This window comes from Rothia sp. 110740021-2 (genome assembly GCF_054263775.1).
In genome coordinates this window covers 602,006-622,913 of record NZ_JBSZFE010000001.1, presented here as the reverse complement: position 1 = coordinate 622,913, position 20,908 = coordinate 602,006, and the positions used below count along the sequence as shown (strand labels likewise).

The window sequence follows — 20,908 nt, the reverse complement described above, 5'->3', positions numbered from 1 at the left end:
TGATTAACCCATGACTGAGAACAATGAGAAGAGCACCGAAGCTCAGAAGAACGACCACCGCAGCACCCCTAAGGCATCTGCGTTCACCGAATTCATTGCCGCAAACTGGGCACCTGCCGAAGATGACGGCTACACTCGCGAGCCCGTAGCAGACTACGCGGCTGAGCGCCGTGCCAAGATCTCCAAGGCATTCCCCGGCGAGCGCCTCGTCCTGCCCGCAGGCCCGCTGAAGGTCCGCTCCAACGACTGCGACTACCGCTTCCGTCCCCACTCGGCGTTTGCGCACCAGACCGGTCTGGGCATCGACCACGAACCCGACGCTGTGCTGATCTTCGAGCCCGTCGAAGAGGGTACCGGTGACAACGGCTCCAACCACGAAGTCACCCTGTACTTCCGTCCGCTGGCTGGCCGCGACACCACCGAGTTCTACGCAGACGCCCGCTATGGCGAGTTCTGGGTTGGTCCCCGCCCCACCCTGAAGGAGTTCTCCGAACGCTTCGGCATCCGCACCCGAGACCTATCCGAGCTTGAGGTAGCTATCACTAAGAACGCCGGTAACCAGGGCCTGGGTGGTGTGAACATCCGCCTGGTCCGCAATGTTGACCCGGCTGTTGACGCACTGGTTGACACCTCCCGCTACAACACCGGCGTGGAGCTGGAGCAGGCTGACAAGCTGGACTCCGAACTGGCCGTGGCTCTCTCCGAGGCTCGCCTGATCAAGGACGCTATCGAGATTGAGAACCTGCAGCGTTCCGTTGATCTGACCGTCAAGGGCTTCGAAGAGGTCATTCGCTCCCTGCCGAAGGCTAAGGAACATCACCGTGGCGAACGCGTCGTTGAGACCGCGTTCTTCTCCGTGGCACGTACCGACGGTAACGACTTGGGCTACGACACCATCGCAGCGTGCGGTAACAACGCAACTATCCTGCACTGGATCCGCAACAACGGCACCGTCGACGACGGCAAGCTACTGTTGCTGGACGCAGGCGTTGAGGACGACACCCTGTACACCGCAGACGTGACCCGCACCTTCCCCGTGAACGGTAAGTTCACCGAGGTTCAGGCGAAGGTCTACAACGCTGTGCTGGAGGCTGCTGACGCCGCATTCGCTGTCGCTAAGCCGGGTGTCAAGTTCTACGAAATCCACGAGGCTGCCATGAACGTTCTTGCACACCGTCTGGAAGAATGGGGCCTGTTGCCTGTTTCCGCTGATGTTTCGCTCACCGTTGAGGGCGGTCAGCACCGCCGCTGGATGCCGCACGGCACCAGCCACCATCTGGGCCTGGACGTGCACGACTGTGCGCAGGCAAAGGCTGAACTGTACATGTGGGCTGAGCTGGAGCCGGGCATGGTCTTCACCATTGAGCCTGCACTGTACTTCAAGGACGAGGATCTGTCCGTTCCCGAAGAATACCGCGGTATCGGTATCCGCCTTGAGGACGACGTGCTCTGCACCAAGGACGGCAACGTGAATCTCTCCGCTGCACTGCCGCGCACCGTTGAGGGCATTGAGGAGTGGATGGCGAAGCTGGCGAAGTAACGCCTACCCCCAGATGCGTTAGTAACGGCTCATAGGGAAAGCCCCTTACCAACTCGTTCGGTGAGGGGCTTTCGCGTGTCTTCTATGGTTGTTTCCCACCGTGATGGGCGGCTACTGCCGTTGCGGGTTCGGTTATTCGTAGTCCTTCGAAGAATTATTGTGCGAGGACTTATCGTGCAGGCCCTGCGGGCGCGGGGTCGGACGCTGCGGCTTGGGCTGAATCAGCTTCGCGTACTCTTCCGGGTCGTCCACTCGCAGACCGTACCGCTGAGCCGGACGCTTCTGCGTATCTGACTTCTGACCGGTCGTCTGGTCAGTACTTGCCTGTTCCTGTTCGGCGGACTGTGTGGACTGTACGGGGGCAACCGGTGCGGGCATATTCTGCGCCGCGCTCTGAGCCACCGCGTTCTGCGCGGTCGCATCACGCACGGGCAGGTTCTGGTTCGGTGCCGGCTGACTACCCGCCTGCGCACGGTACGAGGGCGCCTTCGGGGCGCCGGTCGGAACCGGTGCACCATTCATCGAAACGGTGCTCTGTGCCGCACGAGCCTGCGAAGCATCCGGAGCTGCAGCCGCACGCGCAGCCGCAACCGCCGCCGAGAAGCGAGGATGCGCACCCAGCACGCGGCGCGCATCCTGAGCGTACTCCGGCAGAGCGTACATCACGGTGCGCGAGGGAATCGCCTCAGTACGCATCGGGTAACGAGCCCCGCGGCCGCGGCGCAAATCAAACATACGCCACAGGACAAAAATGGCCACAGAGATAGGCACCGTAGACATTGCCGCAGAGATAAAAGAGGTGCCGTTCAAAGACACAAATGCCGAATACAACAGGCCAATCACCACACCCTGAATCGCTGAAGAAATCAGGGCACGACCATAACCGGGCTGTACCGGGTACTCCACCTGGCGGATACCGTCATTGACCAGGTACAGCGCCGTGACCGGATAATCCTGCTCGCTGAGCACATCAAAAGCGGCGAGCGCATCATCGTGACGAACGAAGGAGGCAATCGCCTCACCGGCGGGCAGAGGCTTGCCCTGAGCCTGCGACAGGCGCGACGCCAGATATGAAGAAGGCGGGGTCGAGGGAATATTCGGCAGGTGAGAAGTCATGACTCCTATTCTACCGCCCACCCCAACCCTGGGCCCGGTGGGCAGTCAGCTCCTCTACAGGCGTAGCAAACACCTCTTCAATTAGGCTTCTCAAAGTGCGAATCCCCACGGCAGAGCGTACCCTAGAGAGGTGAGCAATTCGAAGTTCAGCACCCCCAGCAAGATTTACATTGCCCGCCTTCTGGGCCTCGACGTTTTTGACCCCTTCGGTGACCGCCTCGGACGTCTCCGAGATGTTGTCGTGCTCAAACGCGGCCTGGGCGCATCCATTGCGGGCGCCCGCCCCGCCAAGGGCAGCGAACCCATTGTTGTCGGCATCATTATTGAGGTGCTCGGCAAGAAACGCGTGTTCATGCCCATGACCCGTGTGCGAAGTATCGACGCTTCACAGATTATTTCGACCGGCCTGGTGAACCTGCGCCGCTTTGAACAACGCAACTCTGAGACTCTCATCGTTGGTGAGCTTTTTGACCGCCGTGTGCGCCTGCTCGACGGCAGCGGCGACGCCGTCATTGAGGACGTCGCCATTGAGCAGCGCCGCAACGGCGACTGGGGCGTGACCGAGCTGTTCGTTTCCCGCGTCAGTTCCTCCTCCAACACGTGGCGCCGCCGCTCTAAGGAGACCCTCATCGTCGACTGGGACGAAGCGGTGCTCTCCACCGATGTGGAACCGCAGGCAGCAACCGCGTTCGTGGCGAACCATGAGAACTCCAAGCCCGCCGACCTTGCGGACGCTATCCACGAGATGAGCGATAAGCGCATGGTCGAAATCGCCGCCGAACTGCAGGATGAGCGCCTCGCGGACGTTCTGCAGGAGTTGCCCGCCGAGGACCAGGTGCAGATCCTCTCGCACCTGGACGACGAGCGTGCCGCGCAGGTCCTCGAAGAAATGGAACCGGACGACGCCGCCGACCTGCTCATCGAGCTGGACGACGCCCAGCGTGAAAAGCTGCTCGAACTCATGGAACCCGACGAAGCAGACGATGTGCGTCGACTGCTCGAATACGACGAAGGTACCGCCGGTTCGCTCATGAACCCGGTACCGATTATCCTCTCCCCCGAGGCGACCGTCGCAGAGGCGCTCGCGCACATCCGCGCCGAGGAAATCCCTCCGGCGATGGCGGCTGCTGTGATGGTGACCCGCCCGCCTCTGGAAACGCCGACCGGCAAATACCTGGGCCTGGTGCACATGCAGAAGCTGCTGCGTGTGCCGCCGAGCGAGCCGATTGGTCACATCCTTGATACCGGCACTGAGCCCGTCTCTGACCAGGCCAGCTTGGAAGAGCTGGCACGCGTGCTGGCAACCTACGACCTGACCATCGTTCCCATTGTGAACGAATCGCACCGCCTGGTAGGCGCAGTGACCATCGACGACGTGCTCGATGCGCTTCTGCCCGAAGACTGGCGCACTTACGATGATGGAACTCCCGTACGAAAGGTAGGACGACGCTTTGCCTGATTCGAACCGCCGCGACGCAAACCGTACCGAAGAGAACCCCCGCATCGATAAGGCTCGCATTCTCAAAGACCGCTTGGAGAAGAAGTACGCTGAACGCAACCGCGAGCGCGGCGACTCCCGCCCGCAGCGTAACGACTCGCAGCTGAGCACCCCCGGTACCCGTAAGCCGAAGCTGTTCTCGAGCCCCAACCCGGATGCTTTCGGCCGCATGACCGAGGGCTTTGCACGCTACATGGGTACCCCGCAGTTCCTGATGTGGATGACCGTTTTCTGTGGCGTGTGGCTTGCCTGGAACTCCCTGGCACCGGAGGAGATGCAGTTCGACCCGCGTAGTCTGAACTTCACCCTGCTGACCCTGATGCTGTCCCTGCAGGCTTCTTACGCTGCTCCCCTGTTGCTGTTGGCGCAGAACCGTCAGGATGACCGCGACCGTGTGGTGGCATCTGAGGACCGTAAGCGCGACCAGCAGAACCTGGAGGAGACCCTGTACCTGACCCGCGAGATTGCTTCGCTGCGTATTGCTCTGCGTGAGGTTGCGACCCGTGACTTCGTCCGTAGCGAGCTGCGTGACATTCTTGAGGAACTGCAGAACATTGCGCAGGAGCAGGAGCGTCACGCCGAGCAGCTGCAGGACATCAGTGAAGACATTGAGGACTTGGAGGAGGCTATCGACGATATCGATATCTCCGAGGGCGAGGAAAAGGACGCTGAGGGCACCGAGAACGGCACCGAGCAGCCCTCTGACAAGTCTGAACGCTCTGCGAAGGACTCCGCACAGGATCATCCCCACCGCGGCGATCTGAGCCAGCCTCAGAGCCGCGAAGCTCAGCAGGCACAGCAGCAGGCAGAGCGCACCCGTGAAGGAGGCGCCCATGACCGCTAATTCACCCCTGCAGGATGCCCTCTACGCGGCGCTCGCCCGTGTCGAGGATCCCGAACTGCGCCGCCCCATTACGGAGCTGGGTATGGTTGACACTGCGCTCGTGCATCCTGAGCTGGATGAGCTGGGTGCGCCGATTCCCGGTCGCCACTGGGCTGAGGTCACGGTGCTACTCACCATTGAGGGTTGCCCGCTGAAGAACACCATCGAACAGCAAGTTCGTGACGCCGCCGCCACCGTTGAGGGTGTTGAGCGTGTGCAGTTGGTGGTGGGTGCGATGAACCCGCAGCAGCGTTCCGCCTTGCGTTCGATGCTCAAGCCGGAGCGTTCCAACCCGTTTACCGCACCCGGTTCGCTAACCCTCGTGTTCGGTGTGGTGTCCGGTAAGGGTGGCGTGGGTAAGTCCTCTATGACCGCAAATCTTGCCGCCGCGTTCGCTTCACGCGGGCTTGCGGTGGGCATTATTGACGCGGATGTGCACGGCTTCTCCATCCCGGGTCTGCTGGGTATTACTGACGCCCCGACCCGCCTGGATGATCTGATTCTTCCGCCGACCGTGGATGTTCCCGCCCCCGCCCAGCGTTGGGGTGAGCAGAAGGTCAGCGGCGGCTTTATTCGTGTGATTTCTATCGGCATGTTCCTCAAGGGCAACGAGCCGGTAGCGTGGCGCGGCCCCATGCTACACCGCGCCCTGGAGCAGTTCATCATGGACGTGCACTTCGGTGCCCTGGATGTGCTGCTGCTTGATTTACCGCCCGGTACCGGCGATATTGCCATCTCCATGGCTCAGCTACTGCCCAATGCGGAGCTGGTGCTTATTTCCACCCCGCAGCACGCCGCGGTGGATGTGGCGGAGCGTGCCGGCACCCTGAGCCTGCAGACCGGTCAGAAGGTCGTGGGCGTGGTCGAGAACATGGCTGCCATGACCCTACCGGACGGTACCGTACTCGACATGTTCGGTTCTGGCGGCGGTCAGGTGCTCGCTGAGCGTCTTTCGGAGGCGCTCTCCTGCCCGGTACCACTGCTCGGTTCGGTCCCGCTGGACGTAAACCTGCGTACCGGCGGCGACGAGGGCACCCCCGTGGTCTGGAGCCACCCGGATTCGTCCGCCGCCGAAGAGATTCAGTCCATTGCCTCGCAGCTACTGCACTCGGGCGAGTCGAGGGCGGGTCAGAGCCTGCCGCTCTTCGTCTAAAGCTGCAGCAGTCTAGGACCAAGCTTCTAGAAGCTGCGGCCAAACAGCAGATATACAAAGAACCCCGCACCATCACAGTGCGGGGTTCTTTCATGTCAAAATCTTAGGTTGCGTCCACATCGAAGGGGGCGTATGCGCCTCGCGGAAGAGCACGGCTCTCCGACTTTTCCTTCTCCTTCAGCAGCGCCTCTTCACGTTCCTTCGTCTCACGCTCACGCTCGGCGTCATCCTCAGCGAACGCCTGCTTCACAATCACGCGCGGGTCGTACTGGCGGGGGTCGTACTGGCGCCAGTTAATATCTTCCAAACCTGTCTCGCCCAGGGCTTCCTTGAAGTCGTCCTTCGCGTCGAACGCCATACGGCGCACCATCTTGACGAATTCACGGATCTGTCGGGCGTATTCAGGCATGCGTTCGGGACCGATCACAAAGAACGTGATAACGGCCAAAATAATAAACTCGGTGCCACTAATACCAAACACGGAATATAGATTATCAGTTCCGAGCCAGCACCGCCGAACCCGCGGCGCTTTCTGGACGTGTCTTTAAAATCTGGACAGGCAAAAGGCGTATGCTACAGCACCGCAAAGGGGCATTGCGCCCACGGCTAAGAACACAGGAGACTGCCGGCTACACACCGGCGGTCTCCTGACACAATATTCGGTTTACGGCGGGTAGTCTCCACCGCCGGGGAGCTGTTTCCAATGCCACAGCCAGCCAACCCAGCCCCACTGCGCGCACGCACCTGCCACCAGCAACGCCCAACGATACGCCCGCAAACGGCTCACCGCCGCCACCACAATCACCAGCGGGAATAACGGCAACAACAGACGGAACGTCGAAGACTGCGGATTCAAAAACAGAATCAAATACGCAAAATAGCTCAGACACCACAGGTTCAACGGAGCCGCCAAAACCCTACGTGCCAACGGGCTCAAGCACAGAGCGATAAAGCCCAGAATCAGCAGAGTCAGCAGTACCGGAGCTGCATACCCAAAGTACAGGTAACCCTGCGAAAGCCACGGCTGAATCAGCGCCAGATGGGTGCCGCGCCACGCCGTCTCCGTGGCGGTGTATGCATCCACACGGCCCGTAACCCACCATGCAATCGCAGGCCACACCAGCGCACACGCACACACCACCAGGGCGCTCACCAGCTGCCCCAGATGACGTACAAACGCCGTGCCCATACTCGACTGGCGGCTTGAACGAACCCAGCACGTAAACCACCACAGACCGGCAGTCGCGCCTAGGGGCACACCCACCGGGCGGGACAGGCACGCCAACGCCGCCACAGGAACCAGCAGACCGTAGCGTCCCTGAACCAGGCACAGCAGGGCGCCGGCAAGGAACACCAGATTCAGCGACTCCGCATAGGGCACCTGAAGCACCGGCGCAACCGGCAAGAATGACACCAACGCAACAGCCCACTTAGACAGCACAGAAGGCAACTCCTCACTCTTGAAACCGGTCGCCTTCAACGACGCCTCAAAGAGCAGGTAAATCACCCACGCGGCTGCGAAACCGGCAAGCAGAGCAACAGTCGCCGCCACCGGGTAGTACCCGATGCCTGTCGCATGGCTAATAGCACCGGAAAGCTGCGGGAAAATCGGATAAAAAGCCCACTGATTCTGCTGAACCACACCCGCTGCATTCACCGGCAACTCACTCGGGTAGCCCTGTACCGCAATCTGCTCATACCAGCCGGCATCCCAGATACTAATGAACGACAAATAATCCAGGTGCTCACCCCACGGACCTCGTAGCTGCTGCTGACCGACCACGGCAAACACAATGAAGCCCCACACGCGGGACAGACCATAAATCAGTAGCACCGACAGCCACGCGGGCAGGGCACACAGACGCTCCCACACACGGTGCAGGCGCTCACCGGCAGCGGCGTACGCCCAGGTCAGTAGCTGGTCAAAGGACTCACCCTGCTCCGAGGAGGTGCGGGGTGCCGAGTCAGCGGCAGAGTTAGCGCGGGCAAGCGGAACAGGGCTAGGGTGCTGAGAAGGAACACTCACAGACGCTAATTCCCCTCAGCCGGAGTAGCCACCCGACCGGAGGAAGCCGCCCGGACGTTCTTTCGCTTCTCCACAAGGTTATGCGCGCTCAAGGTGCTCTCCGCATCATCAGCCCGCGGAACCGCGACGCGACACACGGGTTTCTGCTCACCAGCAGTCTCAGCAGCACCCTCAGCGGATTCTGCAGTTGCTTCAGCAGAAGCATCACCGGATGCCGACTCACTCGCAGACGCCTTTTCGTCCTCGGGATCGCCGAAGAAACGAACCGCAGTAGTCAAATCCTCCACACGGTCGAAAGTACCCAAACCGTCACGGCCCACACCACTAAAGAATGCGGCACCGGGCACGGCACGCTCACCGGTGAGCGCCACAACGGAGAGCGCCGCGATGCCCGCAATCAGCAGGGCAAGCAGAATCAGCAGAATGTTCATCTCAATCTCATATCATGCAGGACCATCAACCCCTGACGGTCACCTAAATTCAAATAGTAGCGTCAGCACCGGCAGAATCAGCGCCGCGACTAGTCCTGTTATGTCTAATCCTCGTCACGGTCGCTGAGTAGCCAGGCACGCAAATCCGCGTGGCACCGGGTCAGCTGACTAAAGCTCACATGCTCATTATCGGTATGAGCCAGCAGAGCATCACCGGGGCCGAAGTTTACGGCGGGAATACCGATCTCACTCAGGCGCGCCACGTCCGTCCAACCATACTTCGGCTGCGGCTCCTGCCCCACCGCCTCAATCAGGGAAGCTGCCAGCGGGGTGTCCAGGCCGGGGCGAGCTGCCGGGGAAAGATCCACAAAATCCAGCTCGTAACCGGCGAAGACCTCACGCACATGGGCGACCGCCTCGTCCAGGTTCTTATCGGGTGCGAACCTGTAGTTCACGTGCATTGCCGCTGCATCAGGAATCACATTACCGGCAACACCGCCAGAAATCTGCACCGCGTTCAGGCCCTCACGATAATCCAGGCCCTCCACGGCAATAGTTTTCGGATTATAGGAGGCGAGCGCCGCCAATGCCGGTGCCAGGGCGTGAATCGCGTTCTCGCCGCGCCAAGCGCGTCCCGAGTGGGCGGCAAGGCCGCGGGTGCGCACGAAGAAACGCATGGTGCCGTTACAGCCGCCCTCAATGGTGCCGTTGGTCGGTTCAAGCAGCACACCGAAGTCTGCGTCAGTGATGAGTTCGCCGTGGTTGCGGATCAGACGTGCCAGGCCGGAGAGTTCGCTGGCAACCTCTTCATTGTCGTAGAAGATGTAGGTCAGGTTGTAGTCGGTGTCCTGCACGGTCAGTTCGGCGGCAAGCTTCAGTTGCACCGCCACACCGCCCTTCATATCGGTGGCACCGCGGCCGTAGAGCACGTACCCGTCCTCTTCTTCACGCACCGTGGACGGCACGGTACCCAGGGATCCCTCAACGGTGGGCAGGGGCACGGTGTCCAGGTGACCGGCAAGGATAATGCGGGTACGCTCGACCTTAGCACCGGGCGGCGGCGGGAATTCAGTGCGGGCAATAATGGCGTCCCCGTCACGAGTCAGGTGCAGGTGCGGGCAGAACGACAGCGCCGTGTGCACGGCGTCAGCAATTAGCTGCTCGTTGCCGGAAACCGACTCGTAATCCAGCAGGGCACGGGTCAGCTCGGGCATGGATACGTCCAAGTTCAGGGGCGGAGCCGGAACCGAGTGATGCTCAGAAATATTCGGGGAAACGCTCATCCTTCCACCTTACAGGTTCCCCCGCGCACACAGCGCCCATATCGAAGATATGGGACGCTCTTGAAGGGACACCAATCCCCAAAACTATAATGGACGGTATGTCTGAAAACACTCCCCGTTATGCCTCCGGCGTTGCACTGGTTAATGTTGTTATCTCTGGCGAGCACGCCGGCACCGTCCTGGATGCTTGGTTCCCCGCCCCCTCCCTCACCCAGACTCCTGACCTGTCCATCGCGGACGAGCTAGAGGAGCTGGCCGCTGAGCACCCGGCACGCAATGCTCGCACCGAGGTACGCACTGCCTCCATTAACCTGGATGAGGCACCCGAAGACGCAGTTGACGCATACCTGCGTCTGCACCTGCTCTCGCACACCCTGGTTCGCCCCAACGAGCTGAACCTGGACGGCTTGTTCGGTACCCTGGCGAATGTTGCCTGGACCAACCACGGCCCGGTGCTTGCCGCCGAGTTCCAGAAGCTTGCGATTGGTCTGCGCAAGCTGGGCCACCTGAGTGTGAGCCACATTGATAAGTTCCCTCGCCTGGTGGATTACGTGGTTCCCGCCGGTGTACGTATTGGTGACGGTGACCGCCTACGCCTGGGTGCGCACCTGGCGTCCGGCACGACCGTGATGCACGAGGGCTTCGTGAACTTCAACGCCGGTACCCTGGGCACCTCCATGGTTGAGGGCCGTATTTCTCAGGGGGTTGTGGTGGGTGACGGCTCGGATGTGGGTGGCGGCGCCTCGACGATGGGCACACTCTCCGGTGGAGGTACTCAGCGCGTGTCTATTGGTGAGCGTTCCCTGTTGGGTGCGGAGTCCGGTATCGGTATTGCCCTGGGCGATGACTGTGTGGTTGAGGCTGGCCTGTACGTGACCGCTGGTTCGCGCGTGAGCGTTCTGCTGCCCGGTCAGGAGGCGCGCGTGGTGAAGGCTGCGGAGCTGTCCGGTGTGTCGAACCTGCTGTTCCGCCGCAATTCGGTCAGCGGCGCGATCGAGGTTCTGCCGCGTGCTAAGAACACCGTGGAGCTGAACGAGGCACTGCACCTGAACTAGTCTGCACCTGGACTAGTCTGTACCTGGACTAGTCTGTACCTGGAATAGTACGGGTCCGCCCGTGAACTTTGGGGTCGGGATGTGTGAATCATCCCGGCCCCTTTTTCTCTGCCCGGTGCTCCCCTTTTTCGCCGCTCTCACAGGCTGGGAGCAGATCCATTGCGGTTACGATGACCATTTTCGGGGCGGGATGCGCGGGCTTTCGCTAGGCTGGTAGTATCGGGTACAGCCCACCCGCCATTGCAGGCGATAGGTACCGTTCAGAGAGGAGCCCCCATGTCCGAGTCAGCAGCGTCCGAATCAGTAGCATCCGAATCAGCAGCATCCGCGCCTGCGATGAGCGACACCTACCGGCACTTTACGCGCCTCTTCCCCTACCTGCACGAGCGTATTGCGGTGGGCGCTGCGGCTACTGATGCCATGGCCCGTTACGATGAGCTGGCTAAGCTGGGACGTGCGGAGGGGTTCGCCCCCCTTCTTCCTGAACCTGAATGATACGGTGCTTGAAAGCATGGTCATTGCGGTGTCCCTTGAACACGACATCATTGACGATGTTGAGACGCTGACCCCGGAGCAGGTGAGTGCCTACACTCGTGCTGTTCTGCAGCGTTACCGTACCGCCCGGGGTGGCGCCTCCGCCGAAGAGTATGGCAGCGCCGCCATTGCCCAACAGCTGCGCAGGGTTGTCGATGACGGCGAAGATACTAACGAGGACAACTCGGACGAGTTCAACCTCAATGAGTTTGTTGACGAGTTTATGAGCTCCGATTTTCTGCCCGATGAGGAGCCTGAAGATGAGGCCCCGACTCTTTCTGCTCTGCTCTGCTACGAGCTCCTGGATGAGGAGGAGCAAGGCGAGATGCTCCTGTTGCAGATTCCGACCGATGACCCCGCCGACATTCCCGCGTACTTGCCCTTTGGCGGCTGGAATGACTGCCCGGACGCTGAAACGCAGCTGGCGTTCACCCACTATTGGCGTGAAAAGTATGGTGCAATCCCGGCGGCTCTTGACGGTGCTAATTGTCTGGAATTTCTGGTGGAACGCCCCGTGGCAGACCCGCTGGAGGCGAAGAAGGTGGCGGTCGAGCAAATCGCGTTCTGTTCGGATCTTCCGTTCCAGGTGTTTGAAGATTTTGAGCCGCTGACGGAGTTTATTCACCAGAGCCGCCAGTGGTATTTCTGGTGGGATTAGAGGTCGGCTCAGAAATCAGCTGAGAGTCGGGTTCAGACGCTGTGTGAAGGCGAGCGTCGACACATCTAAATAACGCCTCCTACATGCTCACACCAGCGTGCACAAGCGCACAGTGTCCCGCAGTACTTACACATCGTGTGCGGCTGTACTATTAGATACAGCTCAACAGCTTTTGTCCCCCATCCGGAGCAATTGTTCCGGATATATAAAGCCCGAAAGGACATCATGAAGGTACTCGTTACCGGCGGCGCCGGCTACATCGGCTCCCACACTGTACTTGAACTGCTCAAGGCAGGTCACGACGTCGTCGTCATGGATAACCTCGCAAACTCTTCCGAGGAGTCCCTCAAGCGTGTCGCTGAACTCGCTGGCCGCGCCCCCGAGTTCCATAAGGTTGACCTGCTAGACTTTGAAGGCATGAAGGCTCTCTTCAAGCAGGTTCGCCCCGACGCTGTGATTCACTTTGCGGGTCTGAAGGCTGTGGGTGAGTCCGCAGAGAAGCCGCTGTGGTACTACCAGACCAATGTGGCTGGCACCCTGAACCTGCTGTACGCAATGGATGAGGCTGACTGCCACTCCATCGTGTTCTCCTCCTCCGCTACCGTGTACGGCGAGCCGGAGTCCATGCCTCTGATTGAGAAGATGAACATGGATGCGCAGTCCTGCTACGGCCGCACCAAGGAGCACATCGAGGATATGTTGGTCGACCTGGCTGCTTCTGACCCCAAGTGGAACATTGCTCTGCTACGTTATTTCAACCCCGTTGGTGCGCACGAGTCCGGCCGTATTGGGGAGGACCCGGCTGGTATCCCGAACAACCTGGTGCCCTTCATCGCGCAGGTTGCTGTGGGTCGCCGCGAGCACCTGAACGTCTTCGGTAACGACTACCCGACCGTTGACGGTACCGGCGTGCGTGATTACATTCACGTGGTTGACCTGGCTGACGGCCACTTGAAGGCGCTGAACTACATTACTGAGCACTGCGGCCTGCACACCTGGAACCTGGGTACCGGTAACGGCTACTCGGTTCTGCAGGTTCTGCACGCGTTCGAGGAGGCGTGCGGTAAGGAGCTGCCGTACAAGATTGTGGATCGTCGCCCCGGTGACGTTGCGGTCTCTTACGCTGATCCTTCCTCTGCTCTGGCGGATCTGGGTTGGAGCGCTAGCCGCGACATTAAGACCATGGTTCGCGACCACTGGAACTGGCAGAAGAACAACCCCAACGGTTACGAGGCCTAAGCTGTTTTAGCCCCTTGTGAGGGGTGTTGAAGAGTGCCCGATAGGTGTTATCTCACCTGTCGGGCACTTTTGTGCGCTTTTTTCGAAATTTTTGCCAGCTTGTGACGCATACCCTGGAAACAGTTGACAAGTCGTGGGAGAAAACGGAAAGGTGAAGCATTCCCCCTAGTCAGAGCCCTTTACATAGATGAGGTGTTTTTCACCCATATTTTTACGTCAAAAATACTATAACTATGCATTAGGGCTTAAAAATTCACATAACTTACACAGTAAAGCGAATATTTTACACACACGTTACCTGATGAGGCGTAATCTAAAATCTCAGCATATACACAACCCACATCATAGATGCACCTCACATGAAAGGGTTCATGATGTCCGCACAGACAACTCCCGTAGAGCAAAAAAACCTCATCGAAATTGCTGATGTCAACAAATACTACGGCACCAATCATGTTCTGAAAAACATCAACCTTTCCGTAGGCAAGGGCGAAGTTGTCATCCTTCTCGGCCCCTCTGGTTCCGGCAAGTCAACTCTCTGCCGAACCATTAACCGCCTCGAAACTATCACCAGCGGATCCATCACGATTGATGGCGAAGAGCTCCCCGCAGAAGGCCGAGCCCTCGCGAGGCTCCGCGCCGAAGTAGGTATGGTTTTCCAGTCCTACAACCTTTTCGCTCACAAGACCATTCTTGATAACGTAACCCTTGGACCTCGCCGAATCCGCAAAATGTCCAAGTCAGACGCAGAAGCAGAAGCTATGAAGCTACTCGCAAAGGTTGGTGTGGATTCCCAGGCACATAAAATGCCCGCAGAGCTTTCCGGTGGTCAGCAACAGCGCGTCGCTATCGCCCGCGCCCTCGCTATGAAGCCCAAGGTCATGCTCTTTGACGAACCCACCAGTGCACTTGACCCCGAAATGGTCAACGAAGTGCTCGACACCATGGTCTCCCTCGCAAAGGAAGGCATGACCATGATTGTTGTAACCCACGAAATGGGCTTTGCCCGTAAGGCGGCAGACCGCATCGTCTTCCTTGCCGACGGGGAGATAATCGAAGAAGCACACCCGGACGAGTTCTTCACTAACCCGAAGAGCGAGCGCGCCAAGGACTTCCTCTCCAAGATCATCAACCACTAAAGCGGAGGGCCCGACATGCAAAAATATTCACGCAAGCTCGCAGCACTCGCCGCGGCATCATCCCTCGCTCTAACCGGCGTCCTCACCGGATGTTCCAGCGCAGACAGCGGCAATAAGATCCGCATCGGCATTAAAGTAGACCAGCCCGGCCTCGGTTATCAGGACGGCAACACCTACACCGGCTTCGACGTGGAGGTAGCGCGCTACGTCGCCGGTAAGCTTGGATACTCCGAAAGCCAGATTGAATTCGTCGAGTCTCCAGCGTCTAACCGCGAAAATATGCTCAATACCGGCCAGGTAGACATGATTTTTGCGACCTACTCTATCTCTGAGAGCCGCAAGAAGACCGTAGACTTCGCAGGTCCCTACTACACTGCCGGTCAGGATTTGCTGGTTCGTGTCGATAACAATGACATCCACGGACCGGATGATTTGAACGGAAAGAACCTCTGTTCTGTAACCGGTTCTACGAGCGCCAAAAAAGTCCAGGACAAATTCGCCAAGAATGTGAACCTGGTCAAGCAGAATAGCTACTCCGACTGTGTGGTTGCCCTCAATGGTGGCGTGGTAGATGCCGTCACCACCGACGACATTACCCTCGCCGGTCTAGCAGCAACCAAGGCAAACAAGGGCAAGCTAAAAGTGGTCGGCTCCCCCTTTACCGCTGAACGCTACGGTGTGGGTCTGCCCAAGGGGACCGACAAATGTGAAGCTGTGAATAATGCCATCAACGAAATGGTAGCTGACGGTACCTGGGAGAAACTCATCACCAAGTACACCGAAGACACCGGCTACCACTACAACACGGAAACCAACCCACCGCACCTGGGCACCTCCTGCGCCTAGGCCTCTAGAGAGGTTCACGAATGTCATTCTTTGACCAACTCGGCGCTCTCCTGTCCAAGTACGATGTGGTTGGCGCCTTCATGACCAATATTCAGCTGACTTTCTGGGCGGCTATTGGATCGTTCGTCCTCGGTACCGTGCTGGCGCTCATGCGCATCAGCCCCGTCCCGTCCCTGCGCTGGGCGGGCACCGCCTACGTACACACTGTCCGTAATACTCCGCTCACCATCATGATGACTTTCGCCATTCTGGGTGTATGGACGCAGTTCCAGCTCTCCTTCTCACACGATTTCGACACGAACTTCTTCGTGTACGCGGTCATTGCCCTGTCAATCTACCATTCAGCATTTATCTGCGAGGCAATCCGTTCGGGTGTAAACACCGTGCCGAAGGGTCAAGCAGAAGCAGCCCGCGCTATCGGCCTGGGTTTCTTCGATACCGCCCGCCTGGTGATTTTCCCTCAGGCTCTACGCGGTGCCATTACCCCGCTTGGTAATACCCTAATTGCGTTGACGAAGAACAGCACTGTCGCCTCGGTCGCGTCGGTGGCTGAAGCCTCCGGGCTAATGAAAACCATGATTGAGTTCGATGCGAACATGGTGCTCGCTATCTTTATTATGTTTGCGATAGGCTTCGTCATCATTGTTGTTCCCATTGGTGCATTGACCACCTGGTCATCCCGTAAGCTGGCGGTGAAGAGATGAAAAACCCCTTTATCAGTGATGAAACCCGCGCCACTTCTTCGGTGCTTTTCGACGAGCCAGGTCCTATTGCTCAGCGTCGTATCCGTATCTTCAACATTGCTGCGGTAGTCCTTTTTGCACTATTTGCGGTCTATGTGCTGACCGTTATGGGTCAGAAGGGGCAGCTGGAGGCAGAAAAATGGACTGATTTGTTCACCGCCCGCGCCTGGAGTTCCTACTACCTGCCGGGCCTTGCCTCAACCCTGTCGGCGGCAGCGGTTTCGGTGGTTACCTCGGTTGCGTTCGGTGTGGTCTTCGGTATTGCTCGACTATCCCAGTACCGCATTACCCGCTGGTTCGGCACCGTGGTCGTGGAATTCTTCCGCGCCGTGCCGGTGCTGATCATGATGATCTTCTTCTGGCTCTTTTTGGGCAAGTACAGCGGTCTTCCGCCTGCTCAGCTACCTTTCATCGCCGTGGTTGTTGGTCTGACCCTGTACAACGGTTCGGTGATCGCTGAGCTACTCCGTTCGGGCGTGAAGCAGCTTCCACGCGGCCAGGGTGAGGCGGGTCTTGCGATTGGTCTAACCCCGACCCAGACGCTGATTCGGATTCTCCTTCCTCAGGCTTTCACTGCAATGATGCCGTCGATGCTCAGCCAGTTCGTGGTGATTCTGAAGGACACCGCGCTCGGTTACATCATCTCCTACCCGGAGCTGCTGGCTTCAGCCCGACGCATCGGTTCCGGTGACGGCAACGTACTGCAGACCCTGATTCTGGCGGCGGCGATCTTCGTGACGGTGAACTTCGTGCTGACCGCGGTAGCAACCGGCATTACGGATCGTTTGGCTTCACGAACCTCAGCTAAAGTGACCCGTAACCTGATCCCGGATGCCTTGGACAACCCGAACCCGCCAACCGTCCAGATGTTCGTTCTGCCCGGCGGCCGCAAGTAGCTTCCTCCCCTCCCTATCGTCCCGGCTCCCCAGCCAACGACGATATGCAGATACCGCAAAGCCCCCGCACTCCCCTTTCAGGAGGGTGCGGGGTTTTCTCTGTCTCTCGGGCTAGTTAGCTGCCGGGGCTACACAGCTACTGGAGCCGTACCGCTGCCCGGATTACAGAGCAGCAAAGCTACTGAGATACAGATGCCTTCAGACGCTCGGCAGCCTTCGCTACAGCCTCATCGGAGGCGGTCAGGGCGATACGTACGTAGCCTTCGCCGTCCTCGCCATAGAACACACCGGGACCAGCAATAATACCCAGCTCCGCCAGACGGCCAATTGAATCCCAGGTGGACTCACCGAAGGTGGTCCACAGGTACAGGCCCGCCTCAGAATTCTCGATGCGACCACCGGCGACAGTAATCGCCTCCTCCAGCACCTCACGGCGGGCACGGTACAGGTCCTTCTGCACCGCCACATGCGCCTCATCAGCCAGCGCCACCATCATGGCAGCCTGCACCGGGGCGGGCACAATCATGCCGGCGTGCTTGCGGCTATTAATCAGGTTCGGCATCAGCTCGGGGGCGCCGGCAATGAACGCGGCACGGTAACCGGCGAGGTTCGACTGCTTCGAAAGTGAATACACGGCGAACAGGCCAGTGAAGTCACCATCGCACACGCGAGGATCCAGGATGGACGGCACCGGCTGACCGCCGCACGCCTCATCCCAAGCACCCCAACCGAGCTCCGCGTAGCATTCATCAGATGCCACCACGGCACCAATTTCACGCGCCTGCGCCACAACCTCACGCAGCTGCTCCACGGTACGCACCACACCGTTCGGGTTCGCTGGTGAGTTCACCCAAATCAGCTTCACACGGCTACGGGTGTCAGCATCCAGCTCGTCCAGGCTGTCTGCGGGAACAGACTCGGCGCGAGCAAAACGGGCGCCCATATCGTAGGTGGGGTACGCAACGCGGGGATACACAATCACATCGCCCGGGCCCAGACCCAGCAGGAACGGCAGCCACGCAACGAGCTCCTTCGAACCAACCGTGGGCATAATAGCTTCCGGGTTCAGACCGGTCACGCCGCGACGGCGCGCAAACCATTCGGCGATAGCCTCACGCAGGGCGGGGGTGCCGTGGGTGGTCGGGTAGCCGGGTGCGTCGGAGGCTGCCGCCAGCGCCTCACGAATGGTCTGCGGGGTCGGGTCGACCGGGGTGCCGATGGACAGGTCCACCGGACCATCCGGGTGGGCGGCTGCGGTTGCGCGGTAGGGGGCGAGCGCCTCCCAGGGGTATTCGGGCAGGTTAAGGCCGTAAGTCATAGTGTCACCTGGTTGGTTGGGAATAGTTTTCGTCATTTTAGTCTAGCGTCCGGGCGCTGGCGTGCCTATAGCAAGAACCTCCATTCCAGCGCGTAGACGGTGTGTGGGCACCGGGTGCTAGATGGAGGCTCTTGGCACCCTATAGCGGGTGCGATCAGTCTATGCGGTTATAGCTATTATTCAACGCAGGTTATTATTCGCCACGAGGAGGCAGCGCCGCGATGAAGGGCACGTCCTTACCGGTAGGGCCGAGCTTTGCTGCGCCACCGGGGGAGCCCAGGTCATCGAAGAAGTCTGCGTTGGCGCTGATGTATTCGGTCCACTCTTCGGGGACGTCGTCTTCGTAGTAGATTGCTTCTACGGGGCAGACGGGTTCGCAGGCGCCACAGTCCACGCACTCATCCGGGTGGATGTACAGGGTGCGTTCGCCTTCGTAGATACAGTCGACGGGGCATTCTTCAACGCATGCGCGGTCTTTGACATCCACGCAGGGAAGCGCGATTACGTAGGTCATTGGTGTGCCTTTCTACAAGCTGTTCGCCCCGTGCCCGCCGTTCTGCGGGTCGTCTGCTGCAGGGCAGAATCTACAGAGTAAACCGCCGAGTAGTTGGTACCCGGCGGGGAAGTCTGTGTATAGTCTATCGCGCACCGGCTGTTTAACCGTATTTTCGTGGCGTATCAGACAGTGGTCTCATGGGTTTGTGGGGGTATTTTTTAGGCTAGGCTGACCTGGTATTTCTTTGCGTTATTGCTAGTCCGCAGGCTTTTAAAAATAGATTAAGCCAAAAATGAAATCTTCATCACATGAATTTTTTGATGAAGTCATCGCTATTTCCACCCCGCACAATTCACCGAATAACGCATATATTTTCTTTCCTATTGCCCTCTATCCGACGGGTTTAGAAGACAGCAGCGGTGTAGCACCCCAAAAACGTCAGACGGGTGTCCCGGCTAACCGGAACACCCCTCCCCTTAGATTATGACGTAGTGATAGGCTTCAGCCTACTTCTTGGCGCGAGCACGCTGATGCGCCGCACGCGGCGAGAAATACTGCGCGTCCTTCACGCGAGCGCGCGTGTACACGAGCATGCCAAGCATCGCCGCGACAGGGGCGCCGAACCACCACAGGGCACCGTACAGGCCAATCGCCGAATGGCCCGGATTCACCAGAACAAACGGCGAATCGGGACGACTGTAACCGAGCACGTACACGGTCACGAACACCGCAACAGCCACGACAGCCGCAGCGTAGCCGCGACGCAACGACAGGGCACACCACAGGGCAGTGAAGAAGACCGTCAGGTACGCGACCAGCAAGCCGAGGGGCAGGGCGGTTTCCCCCACGTATACAACCCAGGCGTGGTAGATCGACCCGGCAATACCAGCAAAAATACCCAGAATCGAGCCGGTCAGAACGCCCGCCACCAGACCAGCCTCCTGCGGCTTCGGGTGCACGGTCGCGGTCGGATTACCGTCGAGCACGCGGAAAGTCTCCACGGCAGAAATCTTCTGCGGCACCTTATTTGAGTACTCAAAAGTCTTCTCGTCCACGACCGTAATCTGGGTGCGGTGCGCCTCCATTGCCTTGCGCTTGGTGGTGCCGTCACCGTAAATAGCGGCCTGCAGGCGCTGATCATCCGCGTCAAACTCACCCTCAATACCCCACGTAAGAATTGGGCGGTCCTCGTCGTCTTCAAGGATCTGCAGGGCACGGCGCACAATCTCGTACACGCGCACGTGGTCGGGGTGGCCGTAGCCACCGTCCGAATCGTAAGTAACCAGAACATCCGGGGTGAGAGCACGGATAGCGGCAACCAAAGCCTGAGCCTGCGGTTCCAGCGGCTGGGCGGTCAACGACTCCTCCGCCGCTACCGGGTTAGCGACGGGTTTACCCTCCGGGCCCCACGCCATGCCGGAGTCACGGTACAGGGGCAGCGCACCCTCAGCGACAGCAGGCTCCTGGCCCAGGAAGAACTGCTTCCTCACGCCCAGAGCCTTAACAGCGCCGGCAAGCTCACCGGTACGGTACTCGCCCAGCGCCTCACCGTTATCACGGCAGCCGGGCTTACCGACCTCCAGGTGGTGCAGCTCCTCGGGGATGACCTCGCCCAGCTCACCGCGGGTAGCGGTCAGCAGGTACACCTCCGCACCCTTCTGTGCGTAGTACGCCATGGTCGCGCCGGTCGAGGAGGTTTCATCGTCCGGGTGCGCATGCACGAACAGGATGCGTGCCTTCTTCGCATCGTAGTTATTCGGCAGCAGGTCACGGCGCGAGCCGGGGGCGATGCGCTCACCCTGCGTGGGGTAGCTGGGGGTCGCAGAATCAGGCTGAGTGTTCTCGGTTTCAGACACAGGCTTTCCCTCTCATACGCAGGGTTGGGTTTCTTGGACGGTCAATAGGGCGCCGGCAATTTACATCGTTGGCGGCAGATGTTGAGCGGCGGACGGGTACCGCCACCTTGCAGGCGCATTATTTTTATCTTACACACTCGCATGTACAGCGCGAGGTGTTCGGGCTTCTCGGAAGGCGGTTTTTCGGCAGAAAGCAAA

Annotated in this window: 20 protein-coding genes; 12 read left to right on the top strand and 8 right to left on the bottom strand. The window is 59.4% G+C overall.

Going from position 1 to position 20,908, the window contains the following annotated elements; genetic code table 11:
- The first annotated feature begins 10 nt into the window (after nt 1–10).
- Nucleotides 11–1,540: an aminopeptidase P family protein gene (locus ACUXHH_RS02730; RefSeq protein ID WP_279741079.1), complete on the top strand. Its 1,530-nt coding sequence runs from the start codon at nt 11–13 to the stop codon at nt 1,538–1,540.
- 132 nt (nt 1,541–1,672) lie between these two features.
- On the opposite strand, the gene ACUXHH_RS02725 is transcribed toward ACUXHH_RS02730, so the two are convergent.
- Nucleotides 1,673–2,656: a hypothetical protein gene (locus tag ACUXHH_RS02725; protein WP_279741081.1), complete on the bottom strand. Its 984-nt coding sequence runs from the start codon at nt 2,654–2,656 to the stop codon at nt 1,673–1,675.
- A gap of 130 nt (nt 2,657–2,786) precedes the next feature.
- Between ACUXHH_RS02725 and ACUXHH_RS02720 the strand changes: the two genes are divergently transcribed.
- The 3 genes from ACUXHH_RS02720 to ACUXHH_RS02710 are packed head-to-tail and all read left to right on the top strand — an operon-like array spanning nt 2,787 to nt 6,190.
- A complete protein-coding gene (locus ACUXHH_RS02720; protein ID WP_279741084.1) occupies nt 2,787–4,115 on the top strand; it encodes a magnesium transporter MgtE N-terminal domain-containing protein in 1,329 nt (442 codons plus the stop codon).
- Nucleotides 4,108–4,998, top strand: coding sequence for a DUF1003 domain-containing protein (locus ACUXHH_RS02715; protein ID WP_458390765.1), 891 nt, complete (start codon nt 4,108–4,110; stop codon nt 4,996–4,998). Before ACUXHH_RS02720 ends, ACUXHH_RS02715 begins: the two co-directional genes overlap by 8 nt.
- Complete coding sequence (locus ACUXHH_RS02710) at nt 4,988–6,190, top strand: P-loop NTPase (RefSeq protein ID WP_458390764.1); 1,203 nt, start codon at nt 4,988–4,990, stop codon at nt 6,188–6,190. The genes ACUXHH_RS02715 and ACUXHH_RS02710 overlap by 11 nt, the downstream gene beginning before the upstream one ends.
- Before the next feature lie 103 nt (nt 6,191–6,293).
- On the opposite strand, the gene ACUXHH_RS02705 is transcribed toward ACUXHH_RS02710, so the two are convergent.
- The 4 genes from ACUXHH_RS02705 to dapE all read right to left on the bottom strand — a co-directional run bounded on the left by ACUXHH_RS02705 (nt 6,294) and on the right by dapE (nt 9,930).
- A complete protein-coding gene (locus ACUXHH_RS02705) occupies nt 6,294–6,599 on the bottom strand; it encodes a Sec-independent protein translocase TatB (RefSeq protein ID WP_458390763.1) in 306 nt (101 codons plus the stop codon).
- A 255-nt stretch (nt 6,600–6,854) separates the two neighbouring features.
- Nucleotides 6,855–8,216, bottom strand: coding sequence for a hypothetical protein (locus tag ACUXHH_RS02700; protein WP_458390762.1), 1,362 nt, complete (start codon nt 8,214–8,216; stop codon nt 6,855–6,857).
- Nucleotides 8,217–8,221: 5 nt separating this feature from the next.
- Entirely contained in the window at nt 8,222–8,647 is a 426-nt protein-coding gene (locus ACUXHH_RS02695; protein ID WP_279741097.1) for a taurine ABC transporter substrate-binding protein, read from the bottom strand.
- Between the two features lie 104 nt (nt 8,648–8,751).
- On the bottom strand, nt 8,752–9,930 hold the full coding sequence (gene dapE, locus ACUXHH_RS02690; RefSeq protein ID WP_458390761.1) for a succinyl-diaminopimelate desuccinylase: 1,179 nt from the start codon (nt 9,928–9,930) through the stop codon (nt 8,752–8,754).
- Between the two features lie 89 nt (nt 9,931–10,019).
- On the opposite strand from dapE, the gene dapD reads away from it, so the two are divergent.
- The 8 genes from dapD (at nt 10,020) to ACUXHH_RS02650 (ending at nt 17,040) form a co-directional block, all read left to right on the top strand.
- Nucleotides 10,020–10,985 (top strand): 2,3,4,5-tetrahydropyridine-2,6-dicarboxylate N-succinyltransferase, encoded by a 966-nt coding sequence (gene dapD / locus ACUXHH_RS02685; protein ID WP_279741102.1) that lies wholly within the window; start codon nt 10,020–10,022, stop codon nt 10,983–10,985.
- A 276-nt stretch (nt 10,986–11,261) separates the two neighbouring features.
- Complete coding sequence (locus ACUXHH_RS02680; RefSeq protein WP_279741104.1) at nt 11,262–11,480, top strand: hypothetical protein; 219 nt, start codon at nt 11,262–11,264, stop codon at nt 11,478–11,480.
- A 4-nt stretch (nt 11,481–11,484) separates the two neighbouring features.
- Complete coding sequence (locus tag ACUXHH_RS02675) at nt 11,485–12,177, top strand: DUF4253 domain-containing protein (RefSeq protein WP_279741106.1); 693 nt, start codon at nt 11,485–11,487, stop codon at nt 12,175–12,177.
- A 225-nt stretch (nt 12,178–12,402) separates the two neighbouring features.
- Nucleotides 12,403–13,416, top strand: a complete 1,014-nt coding sequence (galE, locus tag ACUXHH_RS02670; protein ID WP_279741107.1) for a UDP-glucose 4-epimerase GalE — start codon at nt 12,403–12,405, stop codon at nt 13,414–13,416.
- 374 nt (nt 13,417–13,790) lie between these two features.
- Nucleotides 13,791–14,555 carry an amino acid ABC transporter ATP-binding protein gene (locus tag ACUXHH_RS02665; protein ID WP_279741109.1) on the top strand — a complete coding sequence of 255 codons (765 nt, stop codon included), beginning with the start codon at nt 13,791–13,793 and terminating at the stop codon, nt 14,553–14,555.
- 15 nt (nt 14,556–14,570) lie between these two features.
- Nucleotides 14,571–15,401, top strand: coding sequence for a glutamate ABC transporter substrate-binding protein (locus tag ACUXHH_RS02660; RefSeq protein WP_279741111.1), 831 nt, complete (start codon nt 14,571–14,573; stop codon nt 15,399–15,401).
- Between the two features lie 20 nt (nt 15,402–15,421).
- Entirely contained in the window at nt 15,422–16,105 is a 684-nt protein-coding gene (locus ACUXHH_RS02655; protein ID WP_279741114.1) for an amino acid ABC transporter permease, read from the top strand.
- Nucleotides 16,102–17,040, top strand: a complete 939-nt coding sequence (locus ACUXHH_RS02650) for an amino acid ABC transporter permease (RefSeq protein WP_279741117.1) — start codon at nt 16,102–16,104, stop codon at nt 17,038–17,040. The genes ACUXHH_RS02655 and ACUXHH_RS02650 overlap by 4 nt, the downstream gene beginning before the upstream one ends.
- A 178-nt stretch (nt 17,041–17,218) precedes the next feature.
- Here ACUXHH_RS02650 and dapC read toward each other — a convergent pair whose 3' ends face one another.
- The 3 genes from dapC to ACUXHH_RS02635 form a co-directional block, all read right to left on the bottom strand.
- Nucleotides 17,219–18,358, bottom strand: a complete 1,140-nt coding sequence (dapC, locus tag ACUXHH_RS02645) for a succinyldiaminopimelate transaminase (RefSeq protein ID WP_458390760.1) — start codon at nt 18,356–18,358, stop codon at nt 17,219–17,221.
- 193 nt (nt 18,359–18,551) lie between these two features.
- Nucleotides 18,552–18,872, bottom strand: a complete 321-nt coding sequence (gene fdxA / locus ACUXHH_RS02640; RefSeq protein ID WP_279741121.1) for a ferredoxin — start codon at nt 18,870–18,872, stop codon at nt 18,552–18,554.
- Nucleotides 18,873–19,360: 488 nt separating this feature from the next.
- Complete coding sequence (locus ACUXHH_RS02635) at nt 19,361–20,710, bottom strand: PIG-L family deacetylase (RefSeq protein ID WP_458390759.1); 1,350 nt, start codon at nt 20,708–20,710, stop codon at nt 19,361–19,363.
- Nucleotides 20,711–20,908: the final 198 nt, after the last annotated feature.

Excerpts from the sequence above, each read along its gene's own strand:
- ACUXHH_RS02730 (WP_279741079.1), top strand. The coding sequence starts at position 11 with ATGACTGAGAACAATGAGAAGAGCACCGAAGCTCAGAAGAACGACCAC.
- ACUXHH_RS02725 (WP_279741081.1), bottom strand. The coding sequence starts at position 2,656 with ATGACTTCTCACCTGCCGAATATTCCCTCGACCCCGCCTTCTTCATAT.
- ACUXHH_RS02710 (WP_458390764.1), top strand. The coding sequence starts at position 4,988 with ATGACCGCTAATTCACCCCTGCAGGATGCCCTCTACGCGGCGCTCGCC.
- ACUXHH_RS02705 (WP_458390763.1), bottom strand. The coding sequence starts at position 6,599 with ATGCCTGAATACGCCCGACAGATCCGTGAATTCGTCAAGATGGTGCGC.
- ACUXHH_RS02695 (WP_279741097.1), bottom strand. The coding sequence starts at position 8,647 with ATGAACATTCTGCTGATTCTGCTTGCCCTGCTGATTGCGGGCATCGCG.
- dapE (WP_458390761.1), bottom strand. The coding sequence starts at position 9,930 with ATGAGCGTTTCCCCGAATATTTCTGAGCATCACTCGGTTCCGGCTCCG.
- dapD (WP_279741102.1), top strand. The coding sequence starts at position 10,020 with ATGGACGGTATGTCTGAAAACACTCCCCGTTATGCCTCCGGCGTTGCA.
- ACUXHH_RS02680 (WP_279741104.1), top strand. The coding sequence starts at position 11,262 with ATGTCCGAGTCAGCAGCGTCCGAATCAGTAGCATCCGAATCAGCAGCA.
- galE (WP_279741107.1), top strand. The coding sequence starts at position 12,403 with ATGAAGGTACTCGTTACCGGCGGCGCCGGCTACATCGGCTCCCACACT.
- ACUXHH_RS02665 (WP_279741109.1), top strand. The coding sequence starts at position 13,791 with ATGTCCGCACAGACAACTCCCGTAGAGCAAAAAAACCTCATCGAAATT.
- ACUXHH_RS02660 (WP_279741111.1), top strand. The coding sequence starts at position 14,571 with ATGCAAAAATATTCACGCAAGCTCGCAGCACTCGCCGCGGCATCATCC.
- ACUXHH_RS02655 (WP_279741114.1), top strand. The coding sequence starts at position 15,422 with ATGTCATTCTTTGACCAACTCGGCGCTCTCCTGTCCAAGTACGATGTG.
- ACUXHH_RS02650 (WP_279741117.1), top strand. The coding sequence starts at position 16,102 with ATGAAAAACCCCTTTATCAGTGATGAAACCCGCGCCACTTCTTCGGTG.
- dapC (WP_458390760.1), bottom strand. The coding sequence starts at position 18,358 with ATGACTTACGGCCTTAACCTGCCCGAATACCCCTGGGAGGCGCTCGCC.
- fdxA (WP_279741121.1), bottom strand. The coding sequence starts at position 18,872 with ATGACCTACGTAATCGCGCTTCCCTGCGTGGATGTCAAAGACCGCGCA.